Source organism: Virgibacillus chiguensis, assembly GCF_900129865.1.
GTDB lineage: Bacteria > Bacillota > Bacilli > Bacillales > Amphibacillaceae > Virgibacillus > Virgibacillus chiguensis.
The window spans coordinates 1-26,851 of the sequence record NZ_FQXD01000028.1 but is presented as its reverse complement, the minus strand read 5'-3'; the positions used below and the strand labels follow the sequence as shown (position 1 = coordinate 26,851).

Here is a 26,851-nt window from a genome sequence, read left to right as displayed (position 1 = left end):
AAGTTCTGGAAACTCATCCTGCAATAATCTCGATGATCTTCCTTTTAGATACTGCAATATTTTACTTGGAGCAATACTTGGAGGACAAGATAATAATAAATGAATGTGGTCTTTCCCAACACTTCCTTGCAATATGGTAATTCCTCTGGCTTCACAACCTTGTCTTATCAAATCACGCACTCTCACCGCTATATGCCCGCCCAAAACCTTATATCTATACTTTGTCACCCATATGACATGATACTTGATATCATACACAGTATGACTATTTTTTCTATATCCTTCCATACTTTCACCTCTTCACTTAGTATGGACAAAAAGGATAAGGCTAAAAGCGAATACCGTCTAAAGACGGTGGAGTTAGACCACGCATTTGTAAATTAAATAACCAACCACACTTTTATATTTTTTGATAGATGGTTTTGGTTTAGGAAACCTTAGATAACATACAGCACACAAGATGTTTTGATTTATCAGCTTATTTAGTTTTAAAAATCCTTCGTTAATTGCTTTTTCACTTCTTCTCGTAAAGCTGTTTTTAAAAATTTACCTACAGATGTTTTTGGTAACGCATCCATAAATAAAATGTCATCAGGCAGCCACCATTTTACAAATTGTGCTTCTAAAAATGCGTATAAATCCTGTTGACCTACAATGCTTCTATAATCATCTTTTAATACAACACAAGCAACTGGACGTTCTTGCCATTTTTCGTGAGGAACGGATACCACAGCAGCCTCATACACTGCTTCGTGAGCCATAAGAGCATTTTCTAAATCTACAGATGAAATCCACTCTCCGCCACTTTTTATTAAATCTTTCGTTCGATCAACAATTTTTACGAACCCTTCCTCATCAATGGTTACAACATCGCCCGTATACAGCCAGCCATCACGAAACGAATCGTCACTACGGTCATCTTTATAATACGAGTCGGCAATCCAAGGTCCTCTAACCAGCAGCTCTCCCATTTCCCGGCCATCTCTTTTTATATCTCCATTCTCATTTATAGCTTTTATTTCAATTCCCGGCACCGCCATTCCTTGTTTTGATTTTATATCTAATTTATCCATTTCTGACAGTTGTTTTTGGGAACTTTTTAATTTGGAAAATAAGGCTAACGGTGTCGTTTCAGTCATCCCATATGCATGAAAAAACGGTATGTTATGTTTCATTTCAAAGGCTTTTATCATTCCAAATGGCGCTGCAGAACCTCCGCATAATATTCCACGCAAACTATCAAGCTGGTATGTTTTCTTATCTAATTCTTTTAATAAAACTAGCCAAATAGTAGGAACACCTGCTGTAATGGTTACTTTCTCTGTTTCTATTAATCTTGCTAAAATTTCAGGTGTTGGAAAGGGGCCTGGTAGAACTTGTTTAGCTCCCATCCATGTTGCTGCATGCGGCATGCCCCAAGCATTTGCATGAAACATTGGAACGACAGGCATAGAAACATCTTCTTCAGAAACGGCAGAAGTATCAGCTAGACTTAAAGCCATCGCATGTAGAACAAGACCCCTGTGGGAGTATACAACCCCCTTCGGCTTCCCTGTTGTTCCTGATGTATAGCATAATTCTGCTGCTTCCTTTTCCTCCATGTCCTTTTTAAAAACAAATGTAGTATCCCCATCTTCTAGAAACTGTTCATAATGTAAAACAGAAGGTAATGTAGATGCAGGAACCCGTTCTTCGTCTGTCATTACAATAATTGTTTCTACTGTGTCAAGCTGATGGAATATGCTTTCTATCGCAGGTAAAAGCTCCTCATCGACAAGAATCACTTTATCTTCCGCATGGTTTATAATATATGTGAGCTGTTCAGCTGATAAGCGAATATTAATAGTATGCAAAATCGCACCAATAGATGGCACCGCAAAATAAGCTTCTAAATGGCGATGATGATTCCAAGCAAATGTCCCAACTCGATCTCCTTTTTGTATCCCTAATTCCTCTAATGCATGAGCTAACGCTCTTACTCTGCCACCAAGTTCCTTATACGTTAAACGATGCATATATTTTTGCGTTCTTGAAATAATTTCCTTGTTGGGAAAATAATTCTCTGCACGTTCGATTAACGATGTTATTAATAAAGGGCTATCCATCATACTTGCTCCACTCCTTTTAAAAAATTAGCTAAGATGATGATTCTCCTGTTTGTAGCGCTTCTCTAAGACGATATTTCAAGATTTTTCCCGATGCATTGCGAGGTATGGAATTTTCTTTAATAAATGCTGTCGGTACTTTATAGCTGGCTAAATGTTGGCGACAAAACGTTTTTAGTTTTTCTACGTCCAAACTTTTACCTTCTTTTGCAACAACAATTGCAACAAGTTTTTCTCCCCATATTTCATCTGGTAATCCAATTACTGCTACTTCTAATACATCCGGGAATTGAGAAAGAACTTGTTCTACTTCTGTAGAATAAATATTTTCACCACCGGATATAATCATATCTTTTTTTCGATCAACAAGGGTAATATACCCATCTTCATCTATGATTGCTAAATCTCCAGTATAAAGCCATCCGTCTCTCAGCGTTCGTCTCGTCTCTTCGGGATTTTTATAATATTCCTTCATCACCATTTCACTTTGAATAATAAATTCACCTACTTCATAAGGTGCAGCATCCTCTCCCCATTCATTGACGACTTTGACTTCCGTACAGAGCATAGCCCTTCCACCTGCACCCATTTTTGTCTTATGTTCTTCTGGCAACAATAGAACTCCACCTGGACCAGCTTCCGTTAAACCACACATATTGTAAAATTGATCGTGATTAAATAAGTGCATCACTTTTTTCAATAATGCTGTTGGCATCGGTGCAGCACCATAACCGCAACGTTTTACTGAAGAAAGGTCATAAGTTTCATAATTCGGCACTTGGAGTAAGAAATTATACATGGTCGGGACAGCAAAGAAGAGCGATATTTTATATTGTTCAATTGCTTGTAGAACTTGAGCGGGATGAAAATCTTGATGGATAACTTGCGTAGAACCTAGAAGAGTACCTGTAATCATAAATAGGTTTAATTGTGCGGAATGGAATAATGGCGCAACGTGAAGTAATTTGTCTGCAGGATCTATTTTCATCATAATGGCGGAGGTAAATGCGACATAAAGGATTCGATGATGGTCAAATAAAGCCCCTTTAGGGTTTCCAGTTGTACCAGAAGTGTATAATATTTCAGCATCATCTGATTCTGCAACTTCTACATTCGGTTCTAATACATTTTGTACACGAATATCATGTATCGTTTGGATGTTTTCATTAGCTTGATCACTCGCACAAATGCATAACTTTATATTCGGATTATTTTCCGTAATTTGCCGAACCAAAGAAACATAAGCTTCATCAAAAAATAGAACAGAAATGTCTGCATCCTCCACAATGTATTTTATTTCGCCTGCTGTTAAACGAAAGTTAATTGGTACAGCAATAGCTCCAATTTTCATAATGGCATAAAATACAATCATAAATTGATCGGAATTTTTCATTAAAACACCTATTTTTTCCCCTTTCCCTACATGATGGGTTAATAAACCATTAGCAAGCTTATTAACTTCGTCGTTTAATAGTTTATATGTGTAGGTCTGGTTTTCAAAACAAACAGCTTGCTTATCTGGAAACTGCCGCGCATTTCTAGCTAACGTCGATCCTATATTCACATCTATCCCTCCCAATTTTGTGTAACAAAGGCTCAGGGCGCCCGGCTAGCAACGCAGCGACTGGAGCGAATCAACGAAAGTTTTACAAACCATACCACTAAAACAAAAGTATGCCGACGCACGAAGGCAAACCCGTTTTTAGTCGGGCTTCCTATTTAGCACGAACCAATGGTGACTTAGCTTAGGGCAATGAAGTGAAATCGCTTAGTTGCTGGGCGCTGAACCGAACGTGGCTATTCCGTTAAATCGGTATCCCAAAGCAACAAATTTTATACTTCCTTATCTCTCTCTTTAAAAATCATCCTTATTCCAACACAAAGAACGCTTCTACACTATAGCAAATTATCACATGTTAGGTTCTATCGTATAAGCCCACTTTTTCTAAAAAAGCTAAAGTGTAATGAACGACTTGTACTTTTCTACCTCCCCATTTTCGTTTAGGTTTCATCTTGTAAAGCTGTGGTAGAACTATGAGCTATATATGGTTCAAGCACTTCCCTATGCTCTCCATGCTTAGGAGCTAAAGAACGAATGCTTCCTGGTGTTTTAGAGAGTTTTATAGGTATGCCAATCTGCTTCACCTCCCCAACTGTAGGATGGGAGATGGATACAACCATATCTCGTGCCCTTACTTGGGCATCTTTTTCTACTTCCGAAAAGTTTTGAACGGGGGATATACAAGCCTCTACACCTTCAAAAAGTTGTACCCATTCGTTTAATGATTTTTGTTGAATAACGGATTGAATTTCATACTTAACACGATGCTGTTCAAGTAAAGGCGCGTGTTGATAAGCGATTAGCTCCGTTTTGCCAATCGTATCGCAAAATACTTGCCAAAATTTCGGTTCCAACGCTCCTACTGCTAACCATCTACCGTCTCTTGTTTCATAAACCTCATAGCATGCTAATGCTCCACTTAAAGGCTGTTTCCCGCGTTCTGGTAATTCATCTGTAGCAAAGTAATTGGGCAAACTTGTTTGTAACCACGAAAGAACGCCGTCCATCATCGATATATCTATGAATTGTCCTTCTCCAGATGTCTGCCTCTCCCACAATGCAAGCATAATTCCTAATGCAGCAGGATAAGCACCGCCACCAATATCTGCAATTTGCGCAGCTGGTACAATTGGCTTTCCATTTTGTTCTCCTATGAGATATAATAATCCCGCATAGCTGAGATAATTCAAATCATGGCCGGCTTTTGAAGCATATGGACCTGTTTGTCCATAGCCTGTAATCGAACAATAAATAATTTGCGGGTTAATCGTTTTTAATGTTTCATAATCTACGCCTAGTTTTTTCATTACCCCCGGTCGAAAAGATTCAAGTACAACATCTGCATCCTTGACCATGTGTAAAAAAATGGTTCGATCTGCTTCCCGTTTCAAATTTAAGCAGACGCTCTTCTTGTTTCGGTTCAACGCATGAAACATGGCACTGTCCTCATCAAGGAGAGGATAATAATTTCTAGCATAGTCACCCTTATCTTGATCTTCTACCTTAATAACCTCTGCACCAAAATCTGCAAGTAACATAGAACAATAGGGACCTGGCAATAATCGAGTCAAATCAAGTACACGGATGGATGTAAGCGGCAAAAGAACACCTCCTTGTTTAAAATTTTACACCAAGCTTTTTTCTATTAAGCTAAACGTTCAATAATTGTTGCATTCGCCATACCATGACCTTCGCACATGGTTTGTAATCCGTACCGTCCACCTGTACGTTCCAATTCATGTATCATAGTTGTCATTAATCTTGCCCCACTGGCTCCAAGCGGATGACCGAGCGCAATTGCACCACCATTTGGATTAAGACGTTTTGGATCTGCTCCAGTTTCATGCAACCAAGCTAAAGCTACAGAGGCAAAAGCTTCATTTACTTCAAAAACGTCGATATCGGATATGCTTAATCGGGCTATACGTAATACTTTTTCCGTAGCAGGTATTGGTCCCGTCAGCATAAGCGTCGGGTCAGAGCCAATCACCGTACGTGCTAAGACCCGAAACTTTGGCTTTAAACCCAATTCGTTTGCTTTGTCACGAGACATTAGCAATAGTGCTGCTGCACCATCACTAATTTGACTGGAGTTGCCAGCAGTGATTTTTCCACCTTCTTGAAATGCAGCCTTTAATTCGCTTAACTTATCCAAACTTGTTTGTTCCCTCGGTCCTTCATCATACCTCAACAAATCCGATGATCCATCTGGTAAGTTTACTTCTAGTGGCATGATCTCCTTATCAAAGTAGCCCGATTTCATTGCTGCAATGGCTTTTTCATGACTTATGAGTGAAAACTCATCTAGTTGCTGGCGACTAAATCCCCATTTATCAGCAATTCGTTCTGCGGATAGCCCTTGATTAATGATTTCATATTTGGAGGTTAAATTTTCATTTATTGTAACCCCTTGCATATTGGACCCCATTGGAACACGCGTCATATTTTCCACGCCGCCGGCAATGACCACATCCATGTCTCCGCTCATAATCGCTTGAGAAGCAAAATGAACAGCTTGTTGACTCGATCCACATTGACGATCAATCGTTGTTCCAGGCACTTCAACTGGAAAATCAGCAATTAATGCAGCTTGCCTAGCAATATCAAACGCCTGCTCACCTACTTGAGACACACAACCGTAGATGACATCTTCTACTAGTCCAGGGTCAATGCCTACTCGTTCTATTAATGCTTGCAAAGGTTTTGCCGCTAAATCTTCTGCACGTTTTGCTGACAAACTCCCTTTACGCCTTCCAACTGGTGTTCTTACAGCCTCTATAATTACCGCTTCTCGCAATATATGATCATCCCTTCCATTTCTGATATATGTTATTACTGACTATTGCCTAATTCCGAGATGTAAACCCTTTTAATAAATAGATTCCATTTTCACATGCATAAATAATCCTGTAAATATCTTTCTTCGTATATGGTGACTATTCCAATACGAACCATGGCAATTGTTATCTAACTATTCCGCATCTACTAATCCCATATTTTTGGCAATAATTAGTTTCATAATTTCATTAGAACCTGCATAAATAGATGACACAGCTACATCACGATATCTTCTTGCAATTTCAAACTCTTCCATATAACCATATCCACCATGTAATTGCATACAAATTGCTGCTACTTTCTTAGCTAAATCTGTCGTCCACCACTTTGCCATGGACACCTCTGATACAATCTGCTCCCCAGCCATATGTTGTTCAATTAAACGGTCAACAAACACATTGCCAATTTGCCACTCCGTATAAAGCTCAGCAAGTTGGAATTGTGTATGTTGAAATTCACTAATTCGCTTTCCAAATGCTTTTCGTTGTTTTACATATTCAGATGTGATTGTAATCATTTCTTTTATAGCTGCAACACTTTGCATGCTTACTAATAACCGCTCCTGCTGCAACTTTTCCATTAAATAATAAAATCCTTTACCTTCTTCTCCTAGTAAATTCCCAGCTGGTACACGAGCATCTTCAAAAATTAATTCACATGTATCATTTGCGTGCTGTCCCATCTTTTTTAGCTTTTTCCCTTTTCGAAAACCTGGAGTATTAGCTTCTACAACGAGCAGGCTTATTCCTTTATAAGCAGGCTGGGCATGTGGGTTCGTTTTGCAAACGACGACCACTAAATCTGCCGAAGAACCATTTGTTATAAATGTTTTCTCTCCATTTACAATATAAGCATCTCCATCTTTTTTTGCCGTTGTTTGAATTGCTGCCAAATCAGATCCTGCCCCAGGCTCCGTCATCGCAATAGCAGAAATAATCTCTCCTTGTATCGCTTTAGGTAACCACCGTTTTTTTTGTTCTTCTGAACCATACGTATCTATATAAGGCATTACAATATCATTATGTAAGCCCAATCCTACCATTGCTGTGCCAATCCGTTCAAATTCTTCATTTAAAACAACCGAATACCTAAAGTCTGCTTCGAAACCACCATAGGCTTCTTTAGCCCAAGAACAAAGATAACCTTGTTCCCCTGCTTTTTTCCAAAATGACCTTGGTATTTGCTGATTCACTTCCCAATCAGCGAAATATGGAGCTGCTTCTTGTTCCAAAAATTTTCGTAATGAACTACGGAAAATCGCATGTTCTTCTTTTAAAAAATGTCTTTTCAAGCAAAACCCTCCCCTAATACCATTTGAGAAAAACCTAATCTAGCTTCTACTACAACTATATGTGCAATGTAGTTTTTTATAAACTTCCTCTTTTCTTAATAGATAGTAGCTATCGAATGCAAATTGGCAGTTTCTTCTACGACTACGCCTACATTTTAATACTTTATATTGTATAAATATTTCGATTTATTATTTGGGCTGCATACGTATGGCACCGTCTAATCGAATCGTCTCTCCATTCAACATAGGATTTTCAATAATACTTTTTGCTAACTGTGCATATTCTTCAGGATAACCTAGCCTAGATGGAAACGGTGTCATTTCCCCTAACGCTTTTTTTGCTTTTTCAGGTAAGGAAGCAAATAACGGGGTTTCAAATAATCCAGGTGCGATCGTCATAACACGTATACCTATAGATGATAGGTCTCTAGCGATCGGTAACGTCATTCCTGTTATCCCACCTTTTGAAGCACTATAAGCCGCTTGACCAATTTGACCATCAAATGCTGCTACTGAAGCTGTATTAATAATAACTCCTCGCTCTCCATTTTCATTAACAGTATTAGCGGACATTTTTTGCGCAACAAGCCGAATGACATTAAACGTTCCAAGCAGATTTACTTCCATAACTTTTTTAAAGGTTCCTAAATCATGCACCCCTCTTTTTCCTAGTGTTCTTTCTGCGGCGCCTATTCCTGCACAGTTAATAAGCATATCCACTTTTCCAAATTGATTGATCGTATTCTCTAATGCATCCTGTACACTTCGCTCATCAGTTACATTAACGTAATAATAATCTACTGCACTTCCGAGCTCTTCAGCTAGTAATGCACCATTCTTCTTTGCCAGATCAAAAATGACGGCTTTTCCACCACCCTCTACAATTTTTCTTACTGTAGCTTCACCAAGGCCAGATGCACCACCAGTAACAACAGCAACCCCTTTTGCTATTTCCATTTAATCTCCTCCAACATGTATTTTAAATTTGCTTCTTAACAAGTAATTACTCTCCTCAAGTACCATGGAAATTCCATATTCACATGTCACCATACACAACTTTTTTTAGAAAAACTCGGCTAATTATCTTATGGCAGAAGGACACCATTGTTTTTCTTGAGAGATAAGAAAATATAAAAATTTGCTCCTATGGGATGATCAAATAACCGAATGAGCCACGCCCGGCTCCAGCGCCCAGCAACTAGGCGACTTCACTTCATTGCCCTAAGTTAAGTCATCATCGGTTCGTACTAAATCGGAAAACCGACTAAAGACGGGCTTGCCGGGAGGGCGCTGGCATACTCCTTTTGCAGGAGCATGATTCCTAAAACTTTCGTTGATTCGTTCCACTCGCTACGTTGCTAACCGGGCGCCCTCGAGCCTTTGTTCCTATAAACATAAAAATTTTATGATTCCTATCGTGTGAAAAACGTGGCTTATCGTCTATTCACTTTCGTTAGCAAGGACCTCCTGTCACTTATTCGGTGACAACATTCGCAATAAATAGATAGCAATATCTTCTGCAATCTCTGTCCTACTTTTTTTGCCATTCTCAGCATACCATTGCGTTACCCAGTTCATCGAACCTAAAATTATATTTCGCACCACTTTTACATCTGTAACATGAAAGGTGCCTTCATCTATTCCCTCTATAATCATCTGATCAAAAATTCCGGCATACGTATCTCGAAGTTTAAAAATAACATCTAATTGTTTCGTATTAAATATTTGTTCTGGTTTTAACATCAATTCAAACCCAGAGCGCTCCTCCAATATATATTCAATATGAGAAATAATCGATTGATTCAGCTTTTTATCGATAGGAATTTGTTTTTGTTGAATTTGTTGTACTTTCCACAAACTCCGCTCCAATAGCATAATTTGACTGTGATACAGTAATTCCTGTTTATCTTTAAAATAGTAATAAACAGTTCCTTTTGTCATTAACAGCTTAGCAGCAATTTCTTCCATCGTAATTCCATTGTATCCTTTTTCCGATAGGACACGGATGGCCATACGAATGATTTCCTCTTTTTTTTCTGCTACTTTTTTCTCTCTCAAGGACATACCATTTCACTTCCTTCCTCACCTTATTCATTATTCTAATTATTCTTTATTTAACTGTCAAGTTAATTTTCTAAAATTTAAAACTATATAACTATCTTACATTTTCTATCTAATAATACTACGTTAAAAACTTGTTTTATATGGGGGTAAATAACACATTTTATACACTTGTTTTTATATTTTCTGCTCACTCATTTAACCATTCGTCTTTCACTTATAATGGATAGTTGTTTAGTGAGAGCAAACATGGTTTCCCTTATAAATTTCATTTACCATTCTGTTTGTAAAAGTGGTATAATCATACTAATTTCAGTATAAGGATACACAACGATAAGGTGGTTACACATGAATATTAATCTAGCTGACAAAATGAAGCATTTTCAAACATCTATTTTTAATGAACTTTCTAGCTATAAAAAGAAAAAGATTAGCGAAGGGGTCAACATGATTGACTTGAGTGTAGGGAGCCCTGACCTTCCACCAGCATCATTCTTGATTGACGAACTAACAAAGCAAGTGCAAAATCCCGCACAATACGGATATACGCTTACAGGTACGGATGAACTACATGAAGCAATAGCAACCTATTATGGCGAACAATACCACGTGCCGCTTTTGCCGACACGAGAGGCTTTTATGGTCATGGGTTCCCAAGATGGTCTGGTACACTTGCCAATGGTATTAACAAATCCAGGGGACACCATTCTTCTTCCTGATCCAGGATATACAGCATATCATACGGGTGTAGCTTTAGCTGAAGCTGAACCATACCTCATGCCACTAAAGGCTGAAAATCATTTTCTTCCAGACCTTCATGCTATTCCAGAAGAAATTTTGCAAAAGTCGAAACTGATGATCCTTAATTTTCCGGGGAATCCTGTACCAGCTACGGCTACAAAAACTTTTTTTGAAAAAGTAGTGGCTGTTGCTAAAAAATATAACATTGCTATTTTACATGACTTTGCCTATTCAGAGCTTTACTATGACGAAAAACCAGTTAGTTTTCTTTCGGTTGAGGGTGCTAAAGAAGTTGGCGTAGAATTTAATTCATTCTCTAAAAGTTTCAATTTAGCTGGGTGCAGAATTGGCTATATAGTAGGGAATGAACAAATAGTAGACGGGCTAAAACGTTTGAAATCTAATTTAGATTTTGGTGTTTTTTTACCAATACAAAAAACAGCAATTTGCGCACTGAAACATGCATCTTCCTTCACACAAAAATTACGCAACGTCTATAAAGCACGTAGAGATCTGTTAGTCACTGGTTTTCATAATGCTGGATGGAAGGTTGCTTCACCGAAAGCATCCATGTTTATTTGGGCTAAAGTTCCCAAAAATTATACATCGACTGCATTCGCTTATAAACTAATGGATGAAGCAGGAATTGTTGTCGTGCCTGGGAATGCTTTTGGTCCTTCAGGAGAAGGGTATGTACGTATTGGCTTAGTACAACCAGAAGAAGTGCTAAACGAAGCAGTGCAAAGATTACAAAAAAGTGCCTTATTTACTCCTGTCAATATGGGATAGAAATTTACACTACTGGCTTCTATATAAGCTGCGACTGACGTAAAAAATTTATACTTTACGAACCTACTCCACTTCATATATGATTAAAATATACTGTGAGAAAATTTCATCATTTAAAACCATTAAAATCTTTGGGTAGAGGTGGGAATGTTGTTAAGGACCTTATCAATCATTTTAATTGTATGCGGAATAGCCACCCTAGGCTATGGTGGGTTTCAACTTTATCAATCAAAAGCAATGGAAAGTGAGCGGATGGAAGAAGCAGAGTCATTTGTTTCCAATAAAGTGATTTCTGATGTAGAAGATGTAGAAAAATTTAATTATGAAGCGTTCAAACAAGGAGATACAGTCGGAGTACTTTACATTCCAAAGCTTGACCGAGAGTTGCCAATCATTGAAGGTGTAGATGAAGACGATCTCGCGCAAGGTGTTGGTCATTATACTGGTACAGGGTTTCCCGGAGAAAATAAACAAATATTGCTATCAGGGCATCGTGATACGGTGTTTAGAAATTTCGACCAATTACAAGATGGAGATGAATTCCATGTAAAAATGGAACAGGGTACCTTTATTTATACCATGCAGGATCATAAAATTGTCGCTGCAGATGATACAACGGTTATAGATCCAGACAGAAAAAACGAAGTACTAACGATATCTACATGCTATCCTTTTTCCTACATCGGGGACGCGCCGGACCGTTATGTTATTTACGCTTACCCAACGAAATAGTTGCTTGTACAAGTTAATAAGTTACTTGGTTTGTTACTGGCAAATCATTCGGCAAAATACGGGCTGTACAGCAGCTTACATCTAGATTTATTTATTCTTAACAACGTTGCTTTAAAAGATAAAAACTCACTGCTTCTCATTGGATGCAGTGAGTTTTTATTTTCTCGTTTTATTTTCCCCAAGTTTCATAATCTAAATGCTTATATTTATCCAATAGACGTGTAGGCATCTTCAGTGCGTCTTTTCTAAACGGTGGTGCTAGCTGCGTACCATCAACCATAATGTTTAATACAGCTGGCTTTCTTTGTTGAAGTACATCATGTACAACTTCAGCAATAGCTTCTGGTTGCTCTATTGTGTACCCCAATGCGCCCATTGATTTCGCTACTTCTGTAAAATCAGGCGCTTCAATATCAGACCCAATAAAACGGTTATCATAGTAATCGACTTGATTTTTCTTCTCCGCTGCCCAAGACTTATTGTTGAATACGCAAGCAATAACTGGAATGTTTTGTTCTACAGCCGTACTCACCTCATGCAAACTCATCCCCCATGCTCCATCGCCAATAATTGCAACTACTGGAGCGCTTGGTTCAGCCAATTGTGCACCTAAAGCTGCAGGATAAGCAAATCCAGTGTTTCCAAACGTTAAAGCTGCAATATGTCTTCGTGTTTGAGTAAATTTCAAATACGCATTAGCCGTAGATGAAACATTACCAATATCTGTGGATATAATCGTATTCTCTGGTAAAGCTTTCGTCAGTTCAAGTAAAGCCCGACGCGGATTAATCGGCTCCCCTTCTACCATAGCAAGGTCAATCAGTTCTTCTTCCCAATCTTGTTTTCGTTTACTAATTGCTGTCAATCGCCCGTCTTTTCTTTTAGGTATAGACTTCTGTAATTGTTCATAAATCGCTTCTGCAGAAGATTTCGCATCGCCAATAATTCCAATTTCAACAGGATGTGTTCTAGCAATATTTCTCGGGTTAATATCAACTTGAATAATTTTAGCCTGTTTAGGAAAATAATCAATATCATAGCAAGGCAAAGTTCCAAAAACAGACAGCCGTGTACCAATTGCTAAAACAACATCTGCTTCTTGTAATGTATACATCGCTGCTTTTGATCCCATATAACCAATAGGACCAACTGCTAAAGGGTGATTGGCAGGAAAAGCATCATTATGCATATACGAAACGGCAACTGGAATTGTTAAATGCTCAGCAATTTTACTTACTACATCAACGCCATCCGCATCTACTACACCTCGCCCAGATAGGATGACTGGATTTTCAGCTTGCTGTAATAACGCGACAGCATCACTTATTGCAGCAGGGTCACCATTTCCTCGTTTATCAACGCGATATTGACGGGGAGAAAGAATTTGATCTTCTAGTTCACCGTAAAATAAGTCACGTGGGATATCATACAAAACCGGCCCTCGTTCCGCATACGCAATTCGAAACGCTGTCCGCAAACAATCCGCTACCCTACTTTTATGAGTAACCCTAACCGTCTCTTTGGTAATGGATTGAAAAATGGATACTTGATCTGCTTCTTGAAAACCGTCCCAGCCTATTGTCGGTGTCCCAGCTGACGGGGAAATAACAACCATAGGTGTGTGGGCTTGGTTTGCTGCTGCAACTGATGTAACCATATTTGTAATTCCCGGTCCATTTTGCCCAATGACTACACCGGCGACTCCTGACACGCGTGTATAAGCATCCGCCATATGAGCTGCGCTTTGTTCATGCCGTACTGGTAAAAATCGAATACCTGCAGTTGGAAATAAATCTAACATATCCATAAAAGCTGATCCGACAATACCAAACACTTCTTTGACATTTTCTGCAATTAACGTTTCAACAATCGCCTCACTAGGCGTCATTTTCATTTTATTACCTACTTGTTTATTTTCCACATACTGTTGTTTTACCATAATCAATGCCTCCCTTTACTTCTATCCATATCATTTTTAGAAAAATGTCAGCTATCTCCAAATTCCCATCTCAAAAATTTACATTCTTCCCTTTCGTCCATAGAAAACTGCAAAACCTTGTTTCTTTCAAGCTCTGTTTCGGTCATACTGTTGCTGTTTACAAATATTAGAGAGCGCAATAATTATGCAGGATTGAAAATTCTTATTATTCAACCTGATCCTCATCAAATCACACCTAATCGATTTGCACTAATGTTGCTCTCTAGTGCTAGAGTCATCTTTTGCAATTCATCCATAAACAATTCTGTAGTTGAAGATAAAATTTGTCCTTTTCGAAACACCAAATAAAAATGTCGGTTAAATGTAATATTCCTTATACTATAGGACGTCAGTAAGCCTAATTGTTTTTCTTTCATAATTGCGGTTTTCGAAATAAAAGAAGCACCTAATCCTGATTCTACTACCGCTTTAACTGCTTCTGTACTGCCCACTTCCATTACAATATTCAAATCATGAAAAGAAACTCCCGCCCGCTCCAAATGTTGTTCCACAACTTCACGCGTGCCAGAACCACTTTCACGTATGATTAAAGGAATGTTTTTTATTTGATCTAACGATATTTGCTTTTCGGGAAAAGGAAAATAATCGACTTTCGTTACTAAACAGAGTTCATCTTCTAATATGGGATGCATCACGATTTGCTTATCATGAATTGAAGTCTCGATTAATCCTACATGTACGACCTGATCCTTTATATGATGAATAATGGATGCTGAATTAGAAATTTTTGCTTGCATATGAATAAGTGGATACTTCTCTTTGAAACGCTTTAAAAAATGCGGTAAAATGTATTCTCCAATTGTTAAGCTACACCCTATTTTTAAATCCCCATATATTTTTTCTTCTATTTTTAAAATTTCTTTTCGAGCCAAACTGCTTAGCTGAACAATATCTTTAGCATACTTTAACAAAATTTCCCCCGATTGGGTTAACTTAACTGTTTTCGTCGTTCTTTCAAATAACTTAGTTTGTAATTCTTCTTCGAGAGCTTTTATCTGTGAGGTAATCGTCGGTTGCGTAACAAATAACTTCTTCGCAGCTTCTGAAAAACTGTTTTTCTCAGCAACTGCAATAAACGTTTGTAATCGCTCATAATTCACGTTACGCCATCCCCCCATTTTATCTACTCTTAGGTTCTATAATGGAATACTTTCAGAAATATTACTACCAAAGAGATGATTAAAAACATCTGTTACCGTCTCCACTAGAAACATCAAATCTTCTTCCGTACTTGTTAATGGTGGAGCAATGATGATGACATTATTTTGGCCAGGTACCGTATCGCCATTTCTTCCAATAATTAAGCCTCTTTGCTTGCAGTTTTGCAATATTCCCACCATTTTTTCATCTGCTAGCGGTTCTTTGGTTGCTTTATCCTCGACCATTTCCAAGCCTACCAAGAAACCAATCTGCCTCACTTCACCAACATGGTCATACTTTGTTAGTCGCTGTAACGCATTTAAATGACTTTTAGCAAGATCGTGTACACGTTGCACTACATTTTCCCGTTCAATAATTTCAATATTTTTCAGCGCTACTGCACACGCTGCAGGGTGTCCGCCATATGTGGATACATGTCGAAAATGGTTATCTTTGCCAACGCTTTTAAATGATTGATAGATTTTATCTTTTACAGCAGTTGCACCTAATGGTAAATAACCACTTGTTAATCCTTTTGCCATTGTTACGATATCAGGTTGTACCGCATTTGCATGCATAAAGCCAAACATTTCTCCCGTTCTGCCAAAACCAGAAACGACTTCATCCATGATGAGTACGACATTGTACCGATTGCAAATATCTTGAACTCGTTCAATATACTCCATAGAAGGAATGAGAACTCCACCACCAGAAATAAACGGTTCCATGATAAATGCGGCTACTGTTTCTTCTCCTTCCCAACGAATGGTATCCTCTACCAATTGCGCAGCTTTTAAATCAGACTCTTCTTTTGTACCATTAAAAATCGACCGATAAGCATATGGTGGATAGACGTGTAAAAACCCTGGAACAGCCGGATCATATTTTACACGTCTATTTGCTTGTGCAGTAGCACTTAATGCACCTAAAGTGTTCCCATGATAACTCCGATAACGGGAGATGATTTTATATTTTTCCGGATTCCCTGTCTGTTTGTGATACTGTCTCGCAATCTTAAAAGCGGTTTCATTTGCTTCCGAACCACTATTTGAAAAAAAGCATTGGTAGTTTCCGCCTAATAAATCACTTAGCTTCGTAGCTAACTGCAATGCAGGTTGGTGACTCATCGTTAATGGAACATAGGTTAATTTCCCCATTTGTGCTGCACATGCTTCAATAATTTCTTGCCTTCCATGCCCTAGATTTAAACACCATAAACCCGAAACACCATCTAAATAGCAATTACCAGCCTCATCTGTAAACCAACCGCCCTCTCCTTTAACTGCAACCAACTGCTTTACTTGCGGGTCATGCCGATGCATGGCATGCCATAAGTGTGAGGGCTTCTCTTCTGTAACAGAACGTATTTCCATTTCCTCTTTCATTCCTAAATCCCCCTTTGTAAAAATTATTCAGATATATATTCTGATAAAGCAATAGATAACGGTAAATCAAAAGCGGCCACAATCTTCTCATGTGTTATAAAACTGTATTCACACCATTCGCTAAGGATGCATGTAATTGACTCAATTTACTACATCCTCGATGAGCTATTAACACGCCATACAGGTTGCTACATCAATAATTGCGAAGGACATCCGTACCAGTTGAATCATTGTGATCACACATATTATATACAAATAACGATCTACATTTCAATCTATTATTAAAATTCAGATATTAGTAATTAAAATACTATTTATAAGCATTTTTTATGAATGATTTAAAAATATTTATAAAAAACGACCAATCTAATTAACTATAGTAAGCCGACTTCAGCAAGTCTTTACTTCCCTCCCTACACGCCATGAAGTACCCGCTTATTATATGTGTGCAACACAAGTTAACCAAATTTTCGAGACAACTTAATTTTAAACGCATATAAATCACTTCTATAAAAGGCTTCTTCAAATTCTATGATCTCCCCTGCTCCATTTTTTATAATTCTTTCGGCAATGAGTACGTGTTTTTCTCTTTCTATATAAAGATAAGGTCGATCTTCTTCATAAATATGACCGCTTGATATTGTTTGATCCGCCTCCGCAAATGTAATCCCTAATTTATTTTCCAGCAAATCATATAGGGTTGCATTATTAAGATCATATTGCAGCAGTTTTTCACCAATCCATATAGGATAATAGTGACGCTCCACTCCAATAGGGATCTGATCTGCGTAACGTATTCTTTTTATAAAATATGCTTCTCTTAATCCGGTTTGCTCTTGAATATAACTTGGCGTTATTGTTTTATAATTTGTGATTAGTTGCGCGCCAGGCTCCATCCCCATATTTTGAATTGTTTCTGTTGTACTACGCAAATTTCCAAGCCAGTCGTGAATTGGTTTTAAAGAAACAAATGTCCCTTTTCCATGCCTTTTTTCTACAATTCCTTCTCGTACTAATAGCGTGATAGCTTCTCTTACTGTACTCCTACTTACATTATATGTATGCATGAATTGACGTTCACTTGGTATTTGACCTTGCAATTCGCCATTTTCTACTTGCTTTTCAATTATTTTCTTCAATTGTACATGTAAAGGCACTGAATTCGTATAATCGAGCACGTAGTCTCCCCCCTCGATTTATTTATTTTATCATAACATAATTTCAGAAAAACTTGGCTTATACGATAACCGAGAAGCCTCTACGTCCTATAGGAAAAATAGAAGTTTATTTATTGCCTTTAGCTTATAACTAATTTTTTCTCCATGTCAAAGGAATAGTTTATTACTTCTATTTTATTTGAAAAATAGATATTAGATTTTATTAAAAGAGTAAAAAGTATTGAAAATTTAATACTGTCATCTATTGGAGGTGTGTTATGATAACAATAAGAAATATGTACGTATCATGCTAGAATGGAGGGCTTATATTTGCATGAAAAATTTAAAGTCGCTGTATACAAAATCATTATATGTATTTCCTTATTTATTACAAGTTATATTAAATGTATCCCTGATTATTCTCGCTATTGTTTTATCTGTCTTACTTGTAAAGGAGCTTATTTTATTCGGAACAATTTTACTTGAAGGTGATACGACAGACTACCAACTGTTTCTTGCCAATGTATTATTATTTTTCCTATATTTTGAGTTTGTCGCTATGATTGTAAAATATTTTAAGGAAAACTATCATTTTCCCTTACGTTATTTTTTATATATTGGTATAACAGCAATGATTCGTTTGATCATTGTTGAACATGATAATGCGCTAGATACGTTATTTTATGCATTCGTTATCTTAATTTTAATTATTGGCTATTTTATTATGAATTTAACCCCTCGTGAACGACCTGAAAGCAAGTGGTTTTTTCAGAATAAGAGGTGAATGGCGAATGTAGCATCCTTATAGCCTTTTGAATAAAGACGATATAAAAAAAGGATTGGCAAGATGACTGCCAATCCTTTACTTAATTTTTGTCCTTATCATCATGTTTTAACGCCAATTTAGTTGCATAATATACGACAATTCCTATTACAAGAAGGTTTATTATCCATCCTAGTATTCCAAATCCTGCAAAATGAAGGCCATAGCCATTCATCATTACTACTCACCTCTTATCTATTCATTGTTTTTATCAAAACCATTTCCACCGCGATGCCGTCTTTCTAAGTCTCCGTTTCCGTGACAAAAGTTATACATTGCTTCATAATCCTCATCGGAGAAGTTTGGATGCATTTCTTCCATATACGGTCTCCTATCATTATAAAATTCTTGATTCTCTTCATTGGCATCAGCGAATGTATACGTTGCTGCACCACCTAAAATAATCGCTCCTGTTATAGCACCAATCATTAATTTTTTCATTATGCCCAACTCCTTTCTTTCATTATCTATATCATATCGCACGCATTTGTAGTTCTTATGGAGAACTTATGGGGAAGTTGTGAAAATGTGAATTCTACTGTGTTAGCATGATACTATAGAAACTACAATGAAGTAAGTAATTTCTTATACAGCTTTAGTGAGATGAAAGCAGCATCCACTTTCGAGAATACAAGATGTGCAAAACAAGAGGGGGAAAAATAATGACACGCATATTAATTGTCGATGATGAAGAAATGATTCGCGAAGTTTTGCAAGCTTATTTTGAGAAAGAAGGTTGGAGTATTTTATTTGCCGCCAATGGTCTAGAAGCGCTAAAACAAATAAAAGAAGGGAACCCAGATATTGTGCTTCTTGATTTAATGCTCCCCGATATTTCTGGAGAAGAAGTGTGCAGATTAACTAGAAAAGATAGTGATATGCCAATTATCATGCTTACTGCTAAGTCAGCAGAAGATGATATTATAAATGGAATTGTCATCGGTGCAGATGATTATGTTACCAAGCCTTTTAGCCCAAGAGAGGTTGTTGTGCGAGCTAAAGCTTTACTGCGCCGAATTTCTAAGACGGAAAAAAATGACCAACTCCGTTTTAACAACGGGCAACTAATTATTGACCATTTAAAAAAGGAAGTAAAAGTCAATAATGAAGTTGTCGCACTTACACCGAATGAATATAAGCTATTAATCACAATGTCTAGTTATCCTGGAAGGGTATATAGCAGAGGGGATTTGCTCGTAAAAATTCAAGAAGAGGATGATCTTTTTTTTGAAGGATATGAGCGAAGTATTGATACACACATAAAAAATTTACGAAAAAAAATCGAACAGGATTCTAGACATCCTGATTATATATTAACGGTTTTTGGAATGGGGTATAAGTTTGGGGGAAAACCAGATGAAGCTAACACTCCGCACTAAAATTTTCATTTATTTATTACTTGTTTCCTTATGCGGTGTTTTTTTAACGAGTTTTTCCATATTTTTCGGGGTAGAAAATCAATTTTCTAGCTATTTACAAATAAGTAGAGAAGAAAAAACGTCATTTGTAGAGGAAGAGATCATTCGAACGTATCAGCAAACCGGAAGCTTAGTAAGTGAACAAGCAAACAGCATACTTCATGACCAAGCAATGACAGAGAATTTGTTTTATACGATTTATGACCAGTCCGGCGATGTTGTGGCAGACTCAACAAGAATGCAGCACATGATGAGGGGCATGGGCATGCACCAACAAGCAGAAACAGTTGATTACGAAACAAGTTCTCACCCTATTGAAGTAGACGGAGAAAAGGTTGGCACGATGGAAGTGGTGTATCCAGTAGAACTCGTTGGTGAGGACTTTACTTTCTTGAAATCGATTCAAAAAAACATACTAATTGCGGTAATCGCTATTATATTGTTATCGATTTTATTTAGTTTTTTGTTTTCTAGAAGGTTAAGTGCTGGTTTTACGCGATTATCAACAGCAATACAGCAATTAAAAAAACATAAACGAGTAGATGTGCCTGTAAAAGATTTAAGTGTTGAAATGAAACAACTTGGGGAATCATTTAATGAATTAGCTAATTCCTTGGCGAAAGAGGAACAATTAAGAAAGCAATTTACCGCTGATTTTGCACATGAACTTAGAACACCACTAGCAACATTACGGAGTCAATTGGAAGCTTATCAAGACGGTATTTGGGAACCAACTCCTGAACGATTGCAAAAAAGCCACCATGAACTTATGCGCTTAGTGCGACTCGTCAATGAATTGGAAACGTTAATTGCCGTGGAAAACCCACAAAAGAAATTAAACATGTCTACTTTAGATGCAAGGGAACTTCTTCGTTTTATGGATAGTCAATTTCAGGCGGCTTTTCATAAAAAAGGGGTTGTATTAAGGAGCTACTTTCCAAACAAAGAAATCCATTTTCGTGCAGATGAAGACCGAGTTACACAAATTTTAACAAACCTTATGAACAATGCATTGCAGTATACTCCAACAGGAAAGACAGTGAAAATTTTTACAGAAGAAAAGGAAGATTACATCTGTTTTATGGTTATGGATGAGGGAATAGGTATTAAGCAGGAAGATATTCCATTTTTGTTTGAACGCTTTTATCGTGGAGATAAGTCAAGGGCCACCAAGACTGGCGGTATAGGGATTGGGCTTTCCATTGTGAAAGCACTTGTAGATGCTCATCACGGAACCATAGATTTTAATAGTGAAGTTGGACAAGGTACAACCGTGACCGTTTGCTTTCCGAAAAAAGAGAAACATTAAATTTACACCCCTAATAAATCTTGGCACAAGCCATGTTCGTTTTCTATCGTATAAGGAAAAATGAAACAATTCGTGCTGTTTTTACGTAACATAATAAAACCATTGATTAGACAGAGGAGGTAACAAGCGTGAATCGAACAGTTGAAAAGATTTTAGGCATTGTAGGATTTTTAATGGACGGTGCCTTAGCTATTTTTGGGATCGTTGGCATTTTGCTTTTAAACAGCGGTATCGACCTGCTTGAAGGTTCTATTGATCCGGCTGATTTTGGAGTGCTTTCAAACGTTGGCTCCTTCTTATCTATCTTTATTTGGATTCCTATTATTGGCGCTGTGATAAGCTTTACTTTAGGATTGATTGGTGTATTACAGTTGAAGCGAAACCCTAAAACTGCTGGCGGATTTTTTATTGCAGCGGCTGTTCTAAGTGGTTGGCTTTTATTATCAGGGATTTTATTTCAATCTTTGTTATATCTCGCCGCCGCAATTATGTGTTTTGTAAGAAAACCAACAGATACGATAGAAAGTTAAAAGTAATCGTTCGTTAACAAATGAAATGGATAAGGTTTGTCTCTTATAACATGACACCTCACTGCCTCAAGTCTTAGACAGACTGAGAAATGATGCCAAGTCTGTCTAAGACAAAAAGATTACAAATGAAATTATTGCTGACTAGATACGTTATCTTCTTCTGACGGGTCTTCTTGAGGTTCTTTTGGTTTTTCTGGTTTTTCTGGTTTCTTCGGTCCATCTGTAGGATTAGTTGAATTTTCGTCGTTATTTGTTTGATCGTCACCACCGTCTGAAGGGCCCTCAGCAGCGCCTTTATTTGTTTCATTATCCTTCTTTTGTTCCGGAGTGGAATTCTGGTTTGTATCATTGGTGCTATTTTGCGTATGATTGCCCCGGTTTTGCCACCCATTATTAGCTGGTGGCGTATAAGCAGGTGCTTGCCACGTTTGCTGTCCACTATGATGAGAAGTATTATTTTCGGCGTCATTTGTTACACTATTTTCTCCCTCACTAGTAAATTCACTTTCTTGATTGGTGACCGCTTCTTCTGGATATCGAGTCCCCCAATAATCTCCAAAAAAATAGCCCCCATCAGCACCAAAAAATTGTTCTGTTATTGTTGCTTCGTTCATCGGTTCATCTATCCAACCTTCTATTACATCTGTAACCTCGTGTATAGGGACACTAAATTGTACAGCAATATCGTTGACATGGGCAATAGAGTTAATTGCAACGATACTACCAGTCTCCGCAGACAATAAAGGCCCACCACTATATCCCAGTAATAGCGTCTCTTCCAATTGATACGTATGTTCATATGTAAAATTTCCATAAGAAAAATGCCAGTCCACTTCGTTGACAACAGTAGCCGTTGTATTATTGTCTAAAACACGCTCGCTTCCAATAGCAATAACTTTATCCCTTGCAGATAAACCTTTTTTCCTCTCGGTTGGCGCTGGTTGATCCCCTGCAAGTTCAGCTACTTGAATCGCTGCCAAATTAGTTTCATTGGAATAGCCGATAACAGAACCAGTAAATGCATCATGATTATTTCTTACTTGTACTTCCGTATGCCCTTCAACAAGATGTGCACTCGTTAATAAGATGCCTTGATCATTATATAAAAAAGCAGCTCCTTCCCTTTCATTCGTCCTAACTGTATATACGTTTTTTTCAGCCATTTGAATCTTTTCTTCAACGGTTTTTTCATCATCTACGTCATCGCTTTGTTTATTCATTAATTCTGGATCATTGCGACTTGCAGCATTAGCCGCTTTTGTATGCGTTTCTAGACGATTGTTAGCAGCATTACTTTCGATAAATAAATAAGTGCCTCCGCTCACAAGGAGCAAAAATGAAATGATGGCTGTTAACTTAAATACTATCCCTCGCTTTAACGTTCTTCCACAATTTAAACAGTAACGCGTTCTTCTTTGTTTCTTCATTCCACATGTTGGGCAACGCATGTTTAGCCTCCTTTCAAAACATTAGAAAATTTCACTTCACACAAATTTCAAGACATATTGCCGCCGTTTTGTATAGCCGATAAGACTTAAAATTCATCCTTTTTTCTACTATGGGGAGTAAAAGAAAAAAGGAAGATTAAAACTTGGGGAGTCAGCTAGCTTGTTGATAGTGACATCATATGCTTCTGTAACGTTCCTTTGCCGGCACTTCTTTTATCGTATAACTTTATAATAACGACTTGTTTTAAATAGTTAACAACTAATAAGGTAGGTCTATTATACCATCATTTGGCATTTTGAAAATGGCGACAAGGTATGTTTTAACTTAAATGAATAAAATGTAAGCCGCTTATTTAGATATATACTCGCTTATATAATACAAACTTTTTTACCCACGTGAAAGCTCATTAGAACTGAAAAAATTTCCATAAAGTAAAAAATCATGAAAGCCTCTTATTACAGTATTATAAAAAACGCGACGCATTGTTTGCATTAAGGAAACTTTTTAAGTTATAATCATAATATATTTAGAGAGTAAACAAAATCAACATCCATACCAACAAAGCATATGTTATTAAAATATAGTTATGTATAACCTAAAGTTTCCCTAAACCAACTATTTAACTCACAGCCAAAGGAGCGACATAATATGCTTGATAAAAAACCTATCTATCAATTTCAAATTGGTGATCGAATAGAAATTACATCTGTTGAAATACGAGATGATGTCATGCGGCGTAGATTACTAGATTTAGGTTTTGTCCCAGGAGCCACCATTGAAATAGTACAGAAAAGTCCATTAGGAGATCCAATCGCTTTTAAAGTTTTTAACACGACGATCGCACTGCGGAAAGAAGAAAGTTCTTTTATCTACGCAAAGAAAGTTCATAAAGAGGTGGTATAAATGTTTCATACCATTGCTTTAGCAGGAAATCCAAACACAGGAAAAAGCACATTGTTTAACTTGCTTACTGGGTTAAAACAACACACAGGAAATTGGCCTGGGAAAACGGTATTACGGGCTGAAGGTGAACTAAAAACAGAGAAGCATGTATATAAGGTCATTGATTTACCTGGTACATATTCTCTTTACTCCAATTCAGCTGACGAAGAAGTAGCAAGAGATTACATTATTTTTGAAAAACCGGATATTACACTCGTTGTAGTGGATGCTACTTCGTTAGAGCGAAATTTAAATATAGCATTACAAGTATTAGAAATGACTGATCGTGCCGTTCTATGTGTCAATCTAATTGATGAAGCAAGAAAAAGAGGCATCCATATTGATAAAGAAGCGTTATCTAAACAATTAGGTATTCCAGTTGTGTTAATATCAGCTAGAGAAAAAATTGGTATCATTCAACTACTAAAAACGATAGACCGAATGATTGAAGGTAAATTAATAACGAAAGGTTACAAAATTAAATATAGTCCACAAATAGAAAAGAAAATAAAAGAACTCGAATCAGAAATCAAGCAAATTTTTGGGGATATCTTTCCTGCGAGATGGATCGCTTTACGTATATTAGATGGAGATAAAAAATTATTAGAATCGCTAAAAGCGTATATCCAAAACCAACAATTCAGTTCGGAAAAACATCCATCTGCACAAGGGGGCTGTTGTCATGGCGTATGAAACAAACCAACAAATACAGCAACTTGATGCATTGTTTGAAAAGTACAGTGATCAAGAAAATACGTTAAGAGATCATATCGTTTCAAGTATTTATCAATCTACGCAAAGCATAACCCAGCATTCCATACAGCGTTCTAATAAAAAAGCAACCTGGCTTGATGAAAATTTGGATAATATTTTAACATCACGTATTTATGGTTTTCCCATTATGCTTATGCTACTTGGAGTAGTCATTTATTTAACGATTGTAGGGGCAAACTATCCAGGTATTGTTATAAGCCAGTTATTTGCTACAGTTGAAAATTGGCTTGCTGCATTATTCCAATGGGCTAACTCCCCAGATTGGTTGTATGGAATATTGGTAGAAGGATTTTACCGTGGTACTTCCTGGGTGGTTAGTGTCATGTTGCCACCAATGGCTATTTTCTTTCCAATGTTTGCTTTGCTAGAAAATTTCGGATATTTACCACGAGTAGCATTTAATTTAGATCGTGTATTTAAAAAATCTGGCGCACATGGTAAACAATCATTAACAATGGCAATGGGGTTCGGATGTAACGCTGCAGCGGTCATGTCTTCACGCATTATCGAGTCACCACGGGAACGCATGATAGCCATCTTGACAAACAACTTTGTCCCGTGTAATGGGCGCTGGCCAGTATTAATTCTCCTTGCAGGTTTATTTATGGCGGCTGGATTTTCAGGCGGTATGAATACGTTTGTTGCTGCGTCCGTTGTCGTAGGAATTGTATTGTTTGGCATTATCATGACTATCTTTGTTTCATGGGCTCTTTCCAAAACATTATTGCGCGGTGTGCCTTCACACTATACATTGGAACTGCCACCTTACAGAAAACCGAAAATATGGAATACGATTGTTCGAGCTACATTGGATAAGTCATGGTTTGTATTAAAAAGAGCCGTCATTATTGCTGCACCAGCATCCGTTATTACTTGGATTTTAGCGAATATTTTCGTTGGTGATCAAAGTGTTCTTGAACATTTTGCTGGGTTTTTAGACCCTTTTGCACAAGCGATTGGCTTGGATGGTTTTATTTTAACGGCATTTATTTTAGGCTTTCCTGCAAATGAAATCGTCCTGCCGATTCTTTTAATGGGATATCTTGCAACAGGATCGATGATCGAAGTGGATAACTTAAACGATTTAAAACAAATATTTCTTGACCATGGATGGACGTGGTTAACAGCGCTTAATATGATGCTATTTTCTTTATTGCATTACCCTTGTGGTACAACCATGTTCAACATTTGGAAAGAAACAAAAAGTATAAAATGGACGTCGGCCGCCTTTATATTACCTACTACTATCGCCATTGTCGTCACATTTGTTATTGCGCAAGTCGTAAAAGGCTTTGGCTGGGTATAGACTTCTATACTTGTTCGATTACAGATCTCGCAATAGACTTCTTTTAAAAAATGTTCACAAACCAATACTGCCTATACATGGTACCGACCTCCGAGAGTTAGAGTTAAAAATCACTTTCGAGGGTAGCCACCCATGTAGGCAGTTTTTCTTTTATGTGAACTACTCACCACTTAGCTTCGCTTGAAGTGGGAGCTTCTCATTTCCACGACGAAAGCAACCTTTCGTCTCCATGAGCGTTACTTCGGGAAGTTCCTGCCCTAGATGTCCGACGAATCGGAGTTTCTTTCGTACCTTGGATATTTTACGCATGGAAGGATTCGCTTGGTTTTCGCATTATTAGTTTCTCCATGCAACCTCATATATCCAGTTTTCAAAGAACACTTCATGCTCTTATGGTAACATGCGTTCGGTCAATTAGCACGTCTAAAGACGTACTTGACCGAAAGCCAATTCATCTCCACCTTACCGCTGGGATTTCACCCTTCACACGCTTGAAGATGG

The 26,851-nt window shown here is 37.5% G+C and carries 25 protein-coding genes; 9 read left to right on the top strand and 16 right to left on the bottom strand.

What is annotated here, in order from left to right; translation table 11 throughout:
- The 8 genes from tnpA to BUB45_RS18625 form a co-directional block, all read right to left on the bottom strand.
- Window positions 1-288 (bottom strand): IS200/IS605 family transposase (tnpA, locus tag BUB45_RS18660; protein ID WP_073013305.1); only part of this gene is annotated, 288 nt, incomplete at its 3' end.
- Window positions 289-488: 200 nt separating this feature from the next.
- Window positions 489-2,108: a long-chain fatty acid--CoA ligase gene (locus BUB45_RS18655; protein WP_073013303.1), complete on the bottom strand. Its 1,620-nt coding sequence runs from the start codon at window positions 2,106-2,108 to the stop codon at window positions 489-491.
- A gap of 28 nt (window positions 2,109-2,136) precedes the next feature.
- Complete coding sequence (locus BUB45_RS18650) at window positions 2,137-3,669, bottom strand: class I adenylate-forming enzyme family protein (protein ID WP_073013302.1); 1,533 nt, start codon at window positions 3,667-3,669, stop codon at window positions 2,137-2,139.
- 437 nt (window positions 3,670-4,106) lie between these two features.
- Window positions 4,107-5,267: a CaiB/BaiF CoA transferase family protein gene (locus BUB45_RS18645; protein ID WP_073013300.1), complete on the bottom strand. Its 1,161-nt coding sequence runs from the start codon at window positions 5,265-5,267 to the stop codon at window positions 4,107-4,109.
- A 44-nt stretch (window positions 5,268-5,311) separates the two neighbouring features.
- Entirely contained in the window at window positions 5,312-6,463 is a 1,152-nt protein-coding gene (locus BUB45_RS18640; RefSeq protein WP_073013299.1) for a thiolase family protein, read from the bottom strand.
- A gap of 174 nt (window positions 6,464-6,637) precedes the next feature.
- Window positions 6,638-7,795 (bottom strand): acyl-CoA dehydrogenase family protein, encoded by a 1,158-nt coding sequence (locus BUB45_RS18635; RefSeq protein WP_073013297.1) that lies wholly within the window; start codon window positions 7,793-7,795, stop codon window positions 6,638-6,640.
- Window positions 7,796-7,984: 189 nt separating this feature from the next.
- Window positions 7,985-8,752, bottom strand: a complete 768-nt coding sequence (locus BUB45_RS18630; protein ID WP_073013296.1) for a 3-hydroxyacyl-CoA dehydrogenase — start codon at window positions 8,750-8,752, stop codon at window positions 7,985-7,987.
- Between the two features lie 513 nt (window positions 8,753-9,265).
- Window positions 9,266-9,859 carry a TetR/AcrR family transcriptional regulator gene (locus BUB45_RS18625; RefSeq protein ID WP_073013294.1) on the bottom strand — a complete coding sequence of 198 codons (594 nt, stop codon included), beginning with the start codon at window positions 9,857-9,859 and terminating at the stop codon, window positions 9,266-9,268.
- Window positions 9,860-10,204: 345 nt separating this feature from the next.
- Here BUB45_RS18625 and BUB45_RS18620 point away from each other — a divergent pair, with 345 nt between their 5' ends.
- Window positions 10,205-11,386 (top strand): LL-diaminopimelate aminotransferase, encoded by a 1,182-nt coding sequence (locus BUB45_RS18620; protein ID WP_073013292.1) that lies wholly within the window; start codon window positions 10,205-10,207, stop codon window positions 11,384-11,386.
- Window positions 11,387-11,533: 147 nt separating this feature from the next.
- A complete protein-coding gene (locus BUB45_RS18615; protein ID WP_073013291.1) occupies window positions 11,534-12,118 on the top strand; it encodes a class D sortase in 585 nt (194 codons plus the stop codon).
- Between the two features lie 169 nt (window positions 12,119-12,287).
- Here BUB45_RS18615 and xsc read toward each other — a convergent pair whose 3' ends face one another.
- The 4 genes from xsc to BUB45_RS18595 form a co-directional block, all read right to left on the bottom strand.
- On the bottom strand, window positions 12,288-14,057 hold the full coding sequence (xsc, locus tag BUB45_RS18610; protein ID WP_073013289.1) for a sulfoacetaldehyde acetyltransferase: 1,770 nt from the start codon (window positions 14,055-14,057) through the stop codon (window positions 12,288-12,290).
- A gap of 224 nt (window positions 14,058-14,281) precedes the next feature.
- Complete coding sequence (locus tag BUB45_RS18605; RefSeq protein WP_073013306.1) at window positions 14,282-15,217, bottom strand: selenium metabolism-associated LysR family transcriptional regulator; 936 nt, start codon at window positions 15,215-15,217, stop codon at window positions 14,282-14,284.
- Window positions 15,218-15,253: 36 nt separating this feature from the next.
- A complete protein-coding gene (locus BUB45_RS18600) occupies window positions 15,254-16,642 on the bottom strand; it encodes an aminotransferase (RefSeq protein ID WP_073013287.1) in 1,389 nt (462 codons plus the stop codon).
- 458 nt (window positions 16,643-17,100) lie between these two features.
- Window positions 17,101-17,820 carry a GntR family transcriptional regulator gene (locus tag BUB45_RS18595; protein ID WP_073013286.1) on the bottom strand — a complete coding sequence of 240 codons (720 nt, stop codon included), beginning with the start codon at window positions 17,818-17,820 and terminating at the stop codon, window positions 17,101-17,103.
- A 313-nt stretch (window positions 17,821-18,133) separates the two neighbouring features.
- Between BUB45_RS18595 and psiE the strand changes: the two genes are divergently transcribed.
- Window positions 18,134-18,583 carry a phosphate-starvation-inducible protein PsiE gene (psiE, locus tag BUB45_RS18590; RefSeq protein ID WP_073013284.1) on the top strand — a complete coding sequence of 150 codons (450 nt, stop codon included), beginning with the start codon at window positions 18,134-18,136 and terminating at the stop codon, window positions 18,581-18,583.
- A gap of 82 nt (window positions 18,584-18,665) precedes the next feature.
- Here psiE and BUB45_RS20695 read toward each other — a convergent pair whose 3' ends face one another.
- The gene (locus tag BUB45_RS20695) at window positions 18,666-18,800 is read right to left on the bottom strand and encodes a hypothetical protein (RefSeq protein WP_280157617.1); all 135 of its coding nucleotides are present in this window, start codon (window positions 18,798-18,800) and stop codon (window positions 18,666-18,668) included.
- A 17-nt stretch (window positions 18,801-18,817) separates the two neighbouring features.
- Window positions 18,818-19,063: a hypothetical protein gene (locus tag BUB45_RS18585; RefSeq protein WP_073013282.1), complete on the bottom strand. Its 246-nt coding sequence runs from the start codon at window positions 19,061-19,063 to the stop codon at window positions 18,818-18,820.
- A 221-nt stretch (window positions 19,064-19,284) separates the two neighbouring features.
- Between BUB45_RS18585 and BUB45_RS18580 the strand changes: the two genes are divergently transcribed.
- The 3 genes from BUB45_RS18580 (at window position 19,285) to BUB45_RS18570 (ending at window position 21,879) form a co-directional block, all read left to right on the top strand.
- Window positions 19,285-20,001, top strand: a complete 717-nt coding sequence (locus BUB45_RS18580) for a response regulator transcription factor (protein WP_073013280.1) — start codon at window positions 19,285-19,287, stop codon at window positions 19,999-20,001.
- A complete protein-coding gene (locus BUB45_RS18575; protein WP_073013278.1) occupies window positions 19,979-21,349 on the top strand; it encodes a sensor histidine kinase in 1,371 nt (456 codons plus the stop codon). The genes BUB45_RS18580 and BUB45_RS18575 overlap by 23 nt, the downstream gene beginning before the upstream one ends.
- A gap of 128 nt (window positions 21,350-21,477) precedes the next feature.
- Window positions 21,478-21,879: a DUF4064 domain-containing protein gene (locus BUB45_RS18570; protein ID WP_073013276.1), complete on the top strand. Its 402-nt coding sequence runs from the start codon at window positions 21,478-21,480 to the stop codon at window positions 21,877-21,879.
- Window positions 21,880-22,010: 131 nt separating this feature from the next.
- Here the strand turns inward: BUB45_RS18570 and BUB45_RS18565 are convergent, their stop codons facing one another.
- The gene (locus BUB45_RS18565; protein WP_073013274.1) at window positions 22,011-23,327 is read right to left on the bottom strand and encodes a S1C family serine protease; all 1,317 of its coding nucleotides are present in this window, start codon (window positions 23,325-23,327) and stop codon (window positions 22,011-22,013) included.
- A 649-nt stretch (window positions 23,328-23,976) separates the two neighbouring features.
- Here BUB45_RS18565 and BUB45_RS20035 point away from each other — a divergent pair.
- From BUB45_RS20035 to BUB45_RS18550, 3 genes are read left to right on the top strand one after another with little or no spacing between them, the layout of a single operon-like run.
- Window positions 23,977-24,231: a FeoA family protein gene (locus BUB45_RS20035; protein WP_073013272.1), complete on the top strand. Its 255-nt coding sequence runs from the start codon at window positions 23,977-23,979 to the stop codon at window positions 24,229-24,231.
- Window positions 24,232-24,963: a FeoB small GTPase domain-containing protein gene (locus BUB45_RS18555; RefSeq protein ID WP_073013269.1), complete on the top strand. Its 732-nt coding sequence runs from the start codon at window positions 24,232-24,234 to the stop codon at window positions 24,961-24,963.
- Window positions 24,953-26,350: a nucleoside recognition domain-containing protein gene (locus BUB45_RS18550; protein ID WP_073013267.1), complete on the top strand. Its 1,398-nt coding sequence runs from the start codon at window positions 24,953-24,955 to the stop codon at window positions 26,348-26,350. The genes BUB45_RS18555 and BUB45_RS18550 overlap by 11 nt, the downstream gene beginning before the upstream one ends.
- Window positions 26,351-26,509: 159 nt before the next feature.
- On the opposite strand, the gene BUB45_RS20295 is transcribed toward BUB45_RS18550, so the two are convergent.
- Window positions 26,510-26,659 carry a hypothetical protein gene (locus BUB45_RS20295; protein WP_176087306.1) on the bottom strand — a complete coding sequence of 50 codons (150 nt, stop codon included), beginning with the start codon at window positions 26,657-26,659 and terminating at the stop codon, window positions 26,510-26,512.
- Window positions 26,660-26,851 lie beyond the last annotated feature (192 nt).

Coding starts and splice junctions, on each gene's coding strand:
- BUB45_RS18585 (WP_073013282.1), bottom strand. CDS start 19,063: ATGAAAAAATTAATGATTGGTGCTATAACAGGAGCGATTATTTTAGGT.
- BUB45_RS18550 (WP_073013267.1), top strand. CDS start 24,953: ATGGCGTATGAAACAAACCAACAAATACAGCAACTTGATGCATTGTTT.
- BUB45_RS18575 (WP_073013278.1), top strand. CDS start 19,979: ATGAAGCTAACACTCCGCACTAAAATTTTCATTTATTTATTACTTGTT.
- BUB45_RS18630 (WP_073013296.1), bottom strand. CDS start 8,752: ATGGAAATAGCAAAAGGGGTTGCTGTTGTTACTGGTGGTGCATCTGGC.
- BUB45_RS18620 (WP_073013292.1), top strand. CDS start 10,205: ATGAATATTAATCTAGCTGACAAAATGAAGCATTTTCAAACATCTATT.
- BUB45_RS20295 (WP_176087306.1), bottom strand. CDS start 26,659: ATGCGTAAAATATCCAAGGTACGAAAGAAACTCCGATTCGTCGGACAT.
- BUB45_RS18615 (WP_073013291.1), top strand. CDS start 11,534: ATGTTGTTAAGGACCTTATCAATCATTTTAATTGTATGCGGAATAGCC.
- psiE (WP_073013284.1), top strand. CDS start 18,134: ATGAAAAATTTAAAGTCGCTGTATACAAAATCATTATATGTATTTCCT.
- BUB45_RS18625 (WP_073013294.1), bottom strand. CDS start 9,859: ATGTCCTTGAGAGAGAAAAAAGTAGCAGAAAAAAAAGAGGAAATCATT.
- BUB45_RS18580 (WP_073013280.1), top strand. CDS start 19,285: ATGACACGCATATTAATTGTCGATGATGAAGAAATGATTCGCGAAGTT.
- xsc (WP_073013289.1), bottom strand. CDS start 14,057: ATGGTAAAACAACAGTATGTGGAAAATAAACAAGTAGGTAATAAAATG.
- BUB45_RS20695 (WP_280157617.1), bottom strand. CDS start 18,800: ATGATGAATGGCTATGGCCTTCATTTTGCAGGATTTGGAATACTAGGA.
- BUB45_RS18565 (WP_073013274.1), bottom strand. CDS start 23,327: ATGCGTTGCCCAACATGTGGAATGAAGAAACAAAGAAGAACGCGTTAC.
- BUB45_RS18555 (WP_073013269.1), top strand. CDS start 24,232: ATGTTTCATACCATTGCTTTAGCAGGAAATCCAAACACAGGAAAAAGC.
- BUB45_RS18600 (WP_073013287.1), bottom strand. CDS start 16,642: ATGAAAGAGGAAATGGAAATACGTTCTGTTACAGAAGAGAAGCCCTCA.
- BUB45_RS20035 (WP_073013272.1), top strand. CDS start 23,977: ATGCTTGATAAAAAACCTATCTATCAATTTCAAATTGGTGATCGAATA.
- BUB45_RS18655 (WP_073013303.1), bottom strand. CDS start 2,108: ATGATGGATAGCCCTTTATTAATAACATCGTTAATCGAACGTGCAGAG.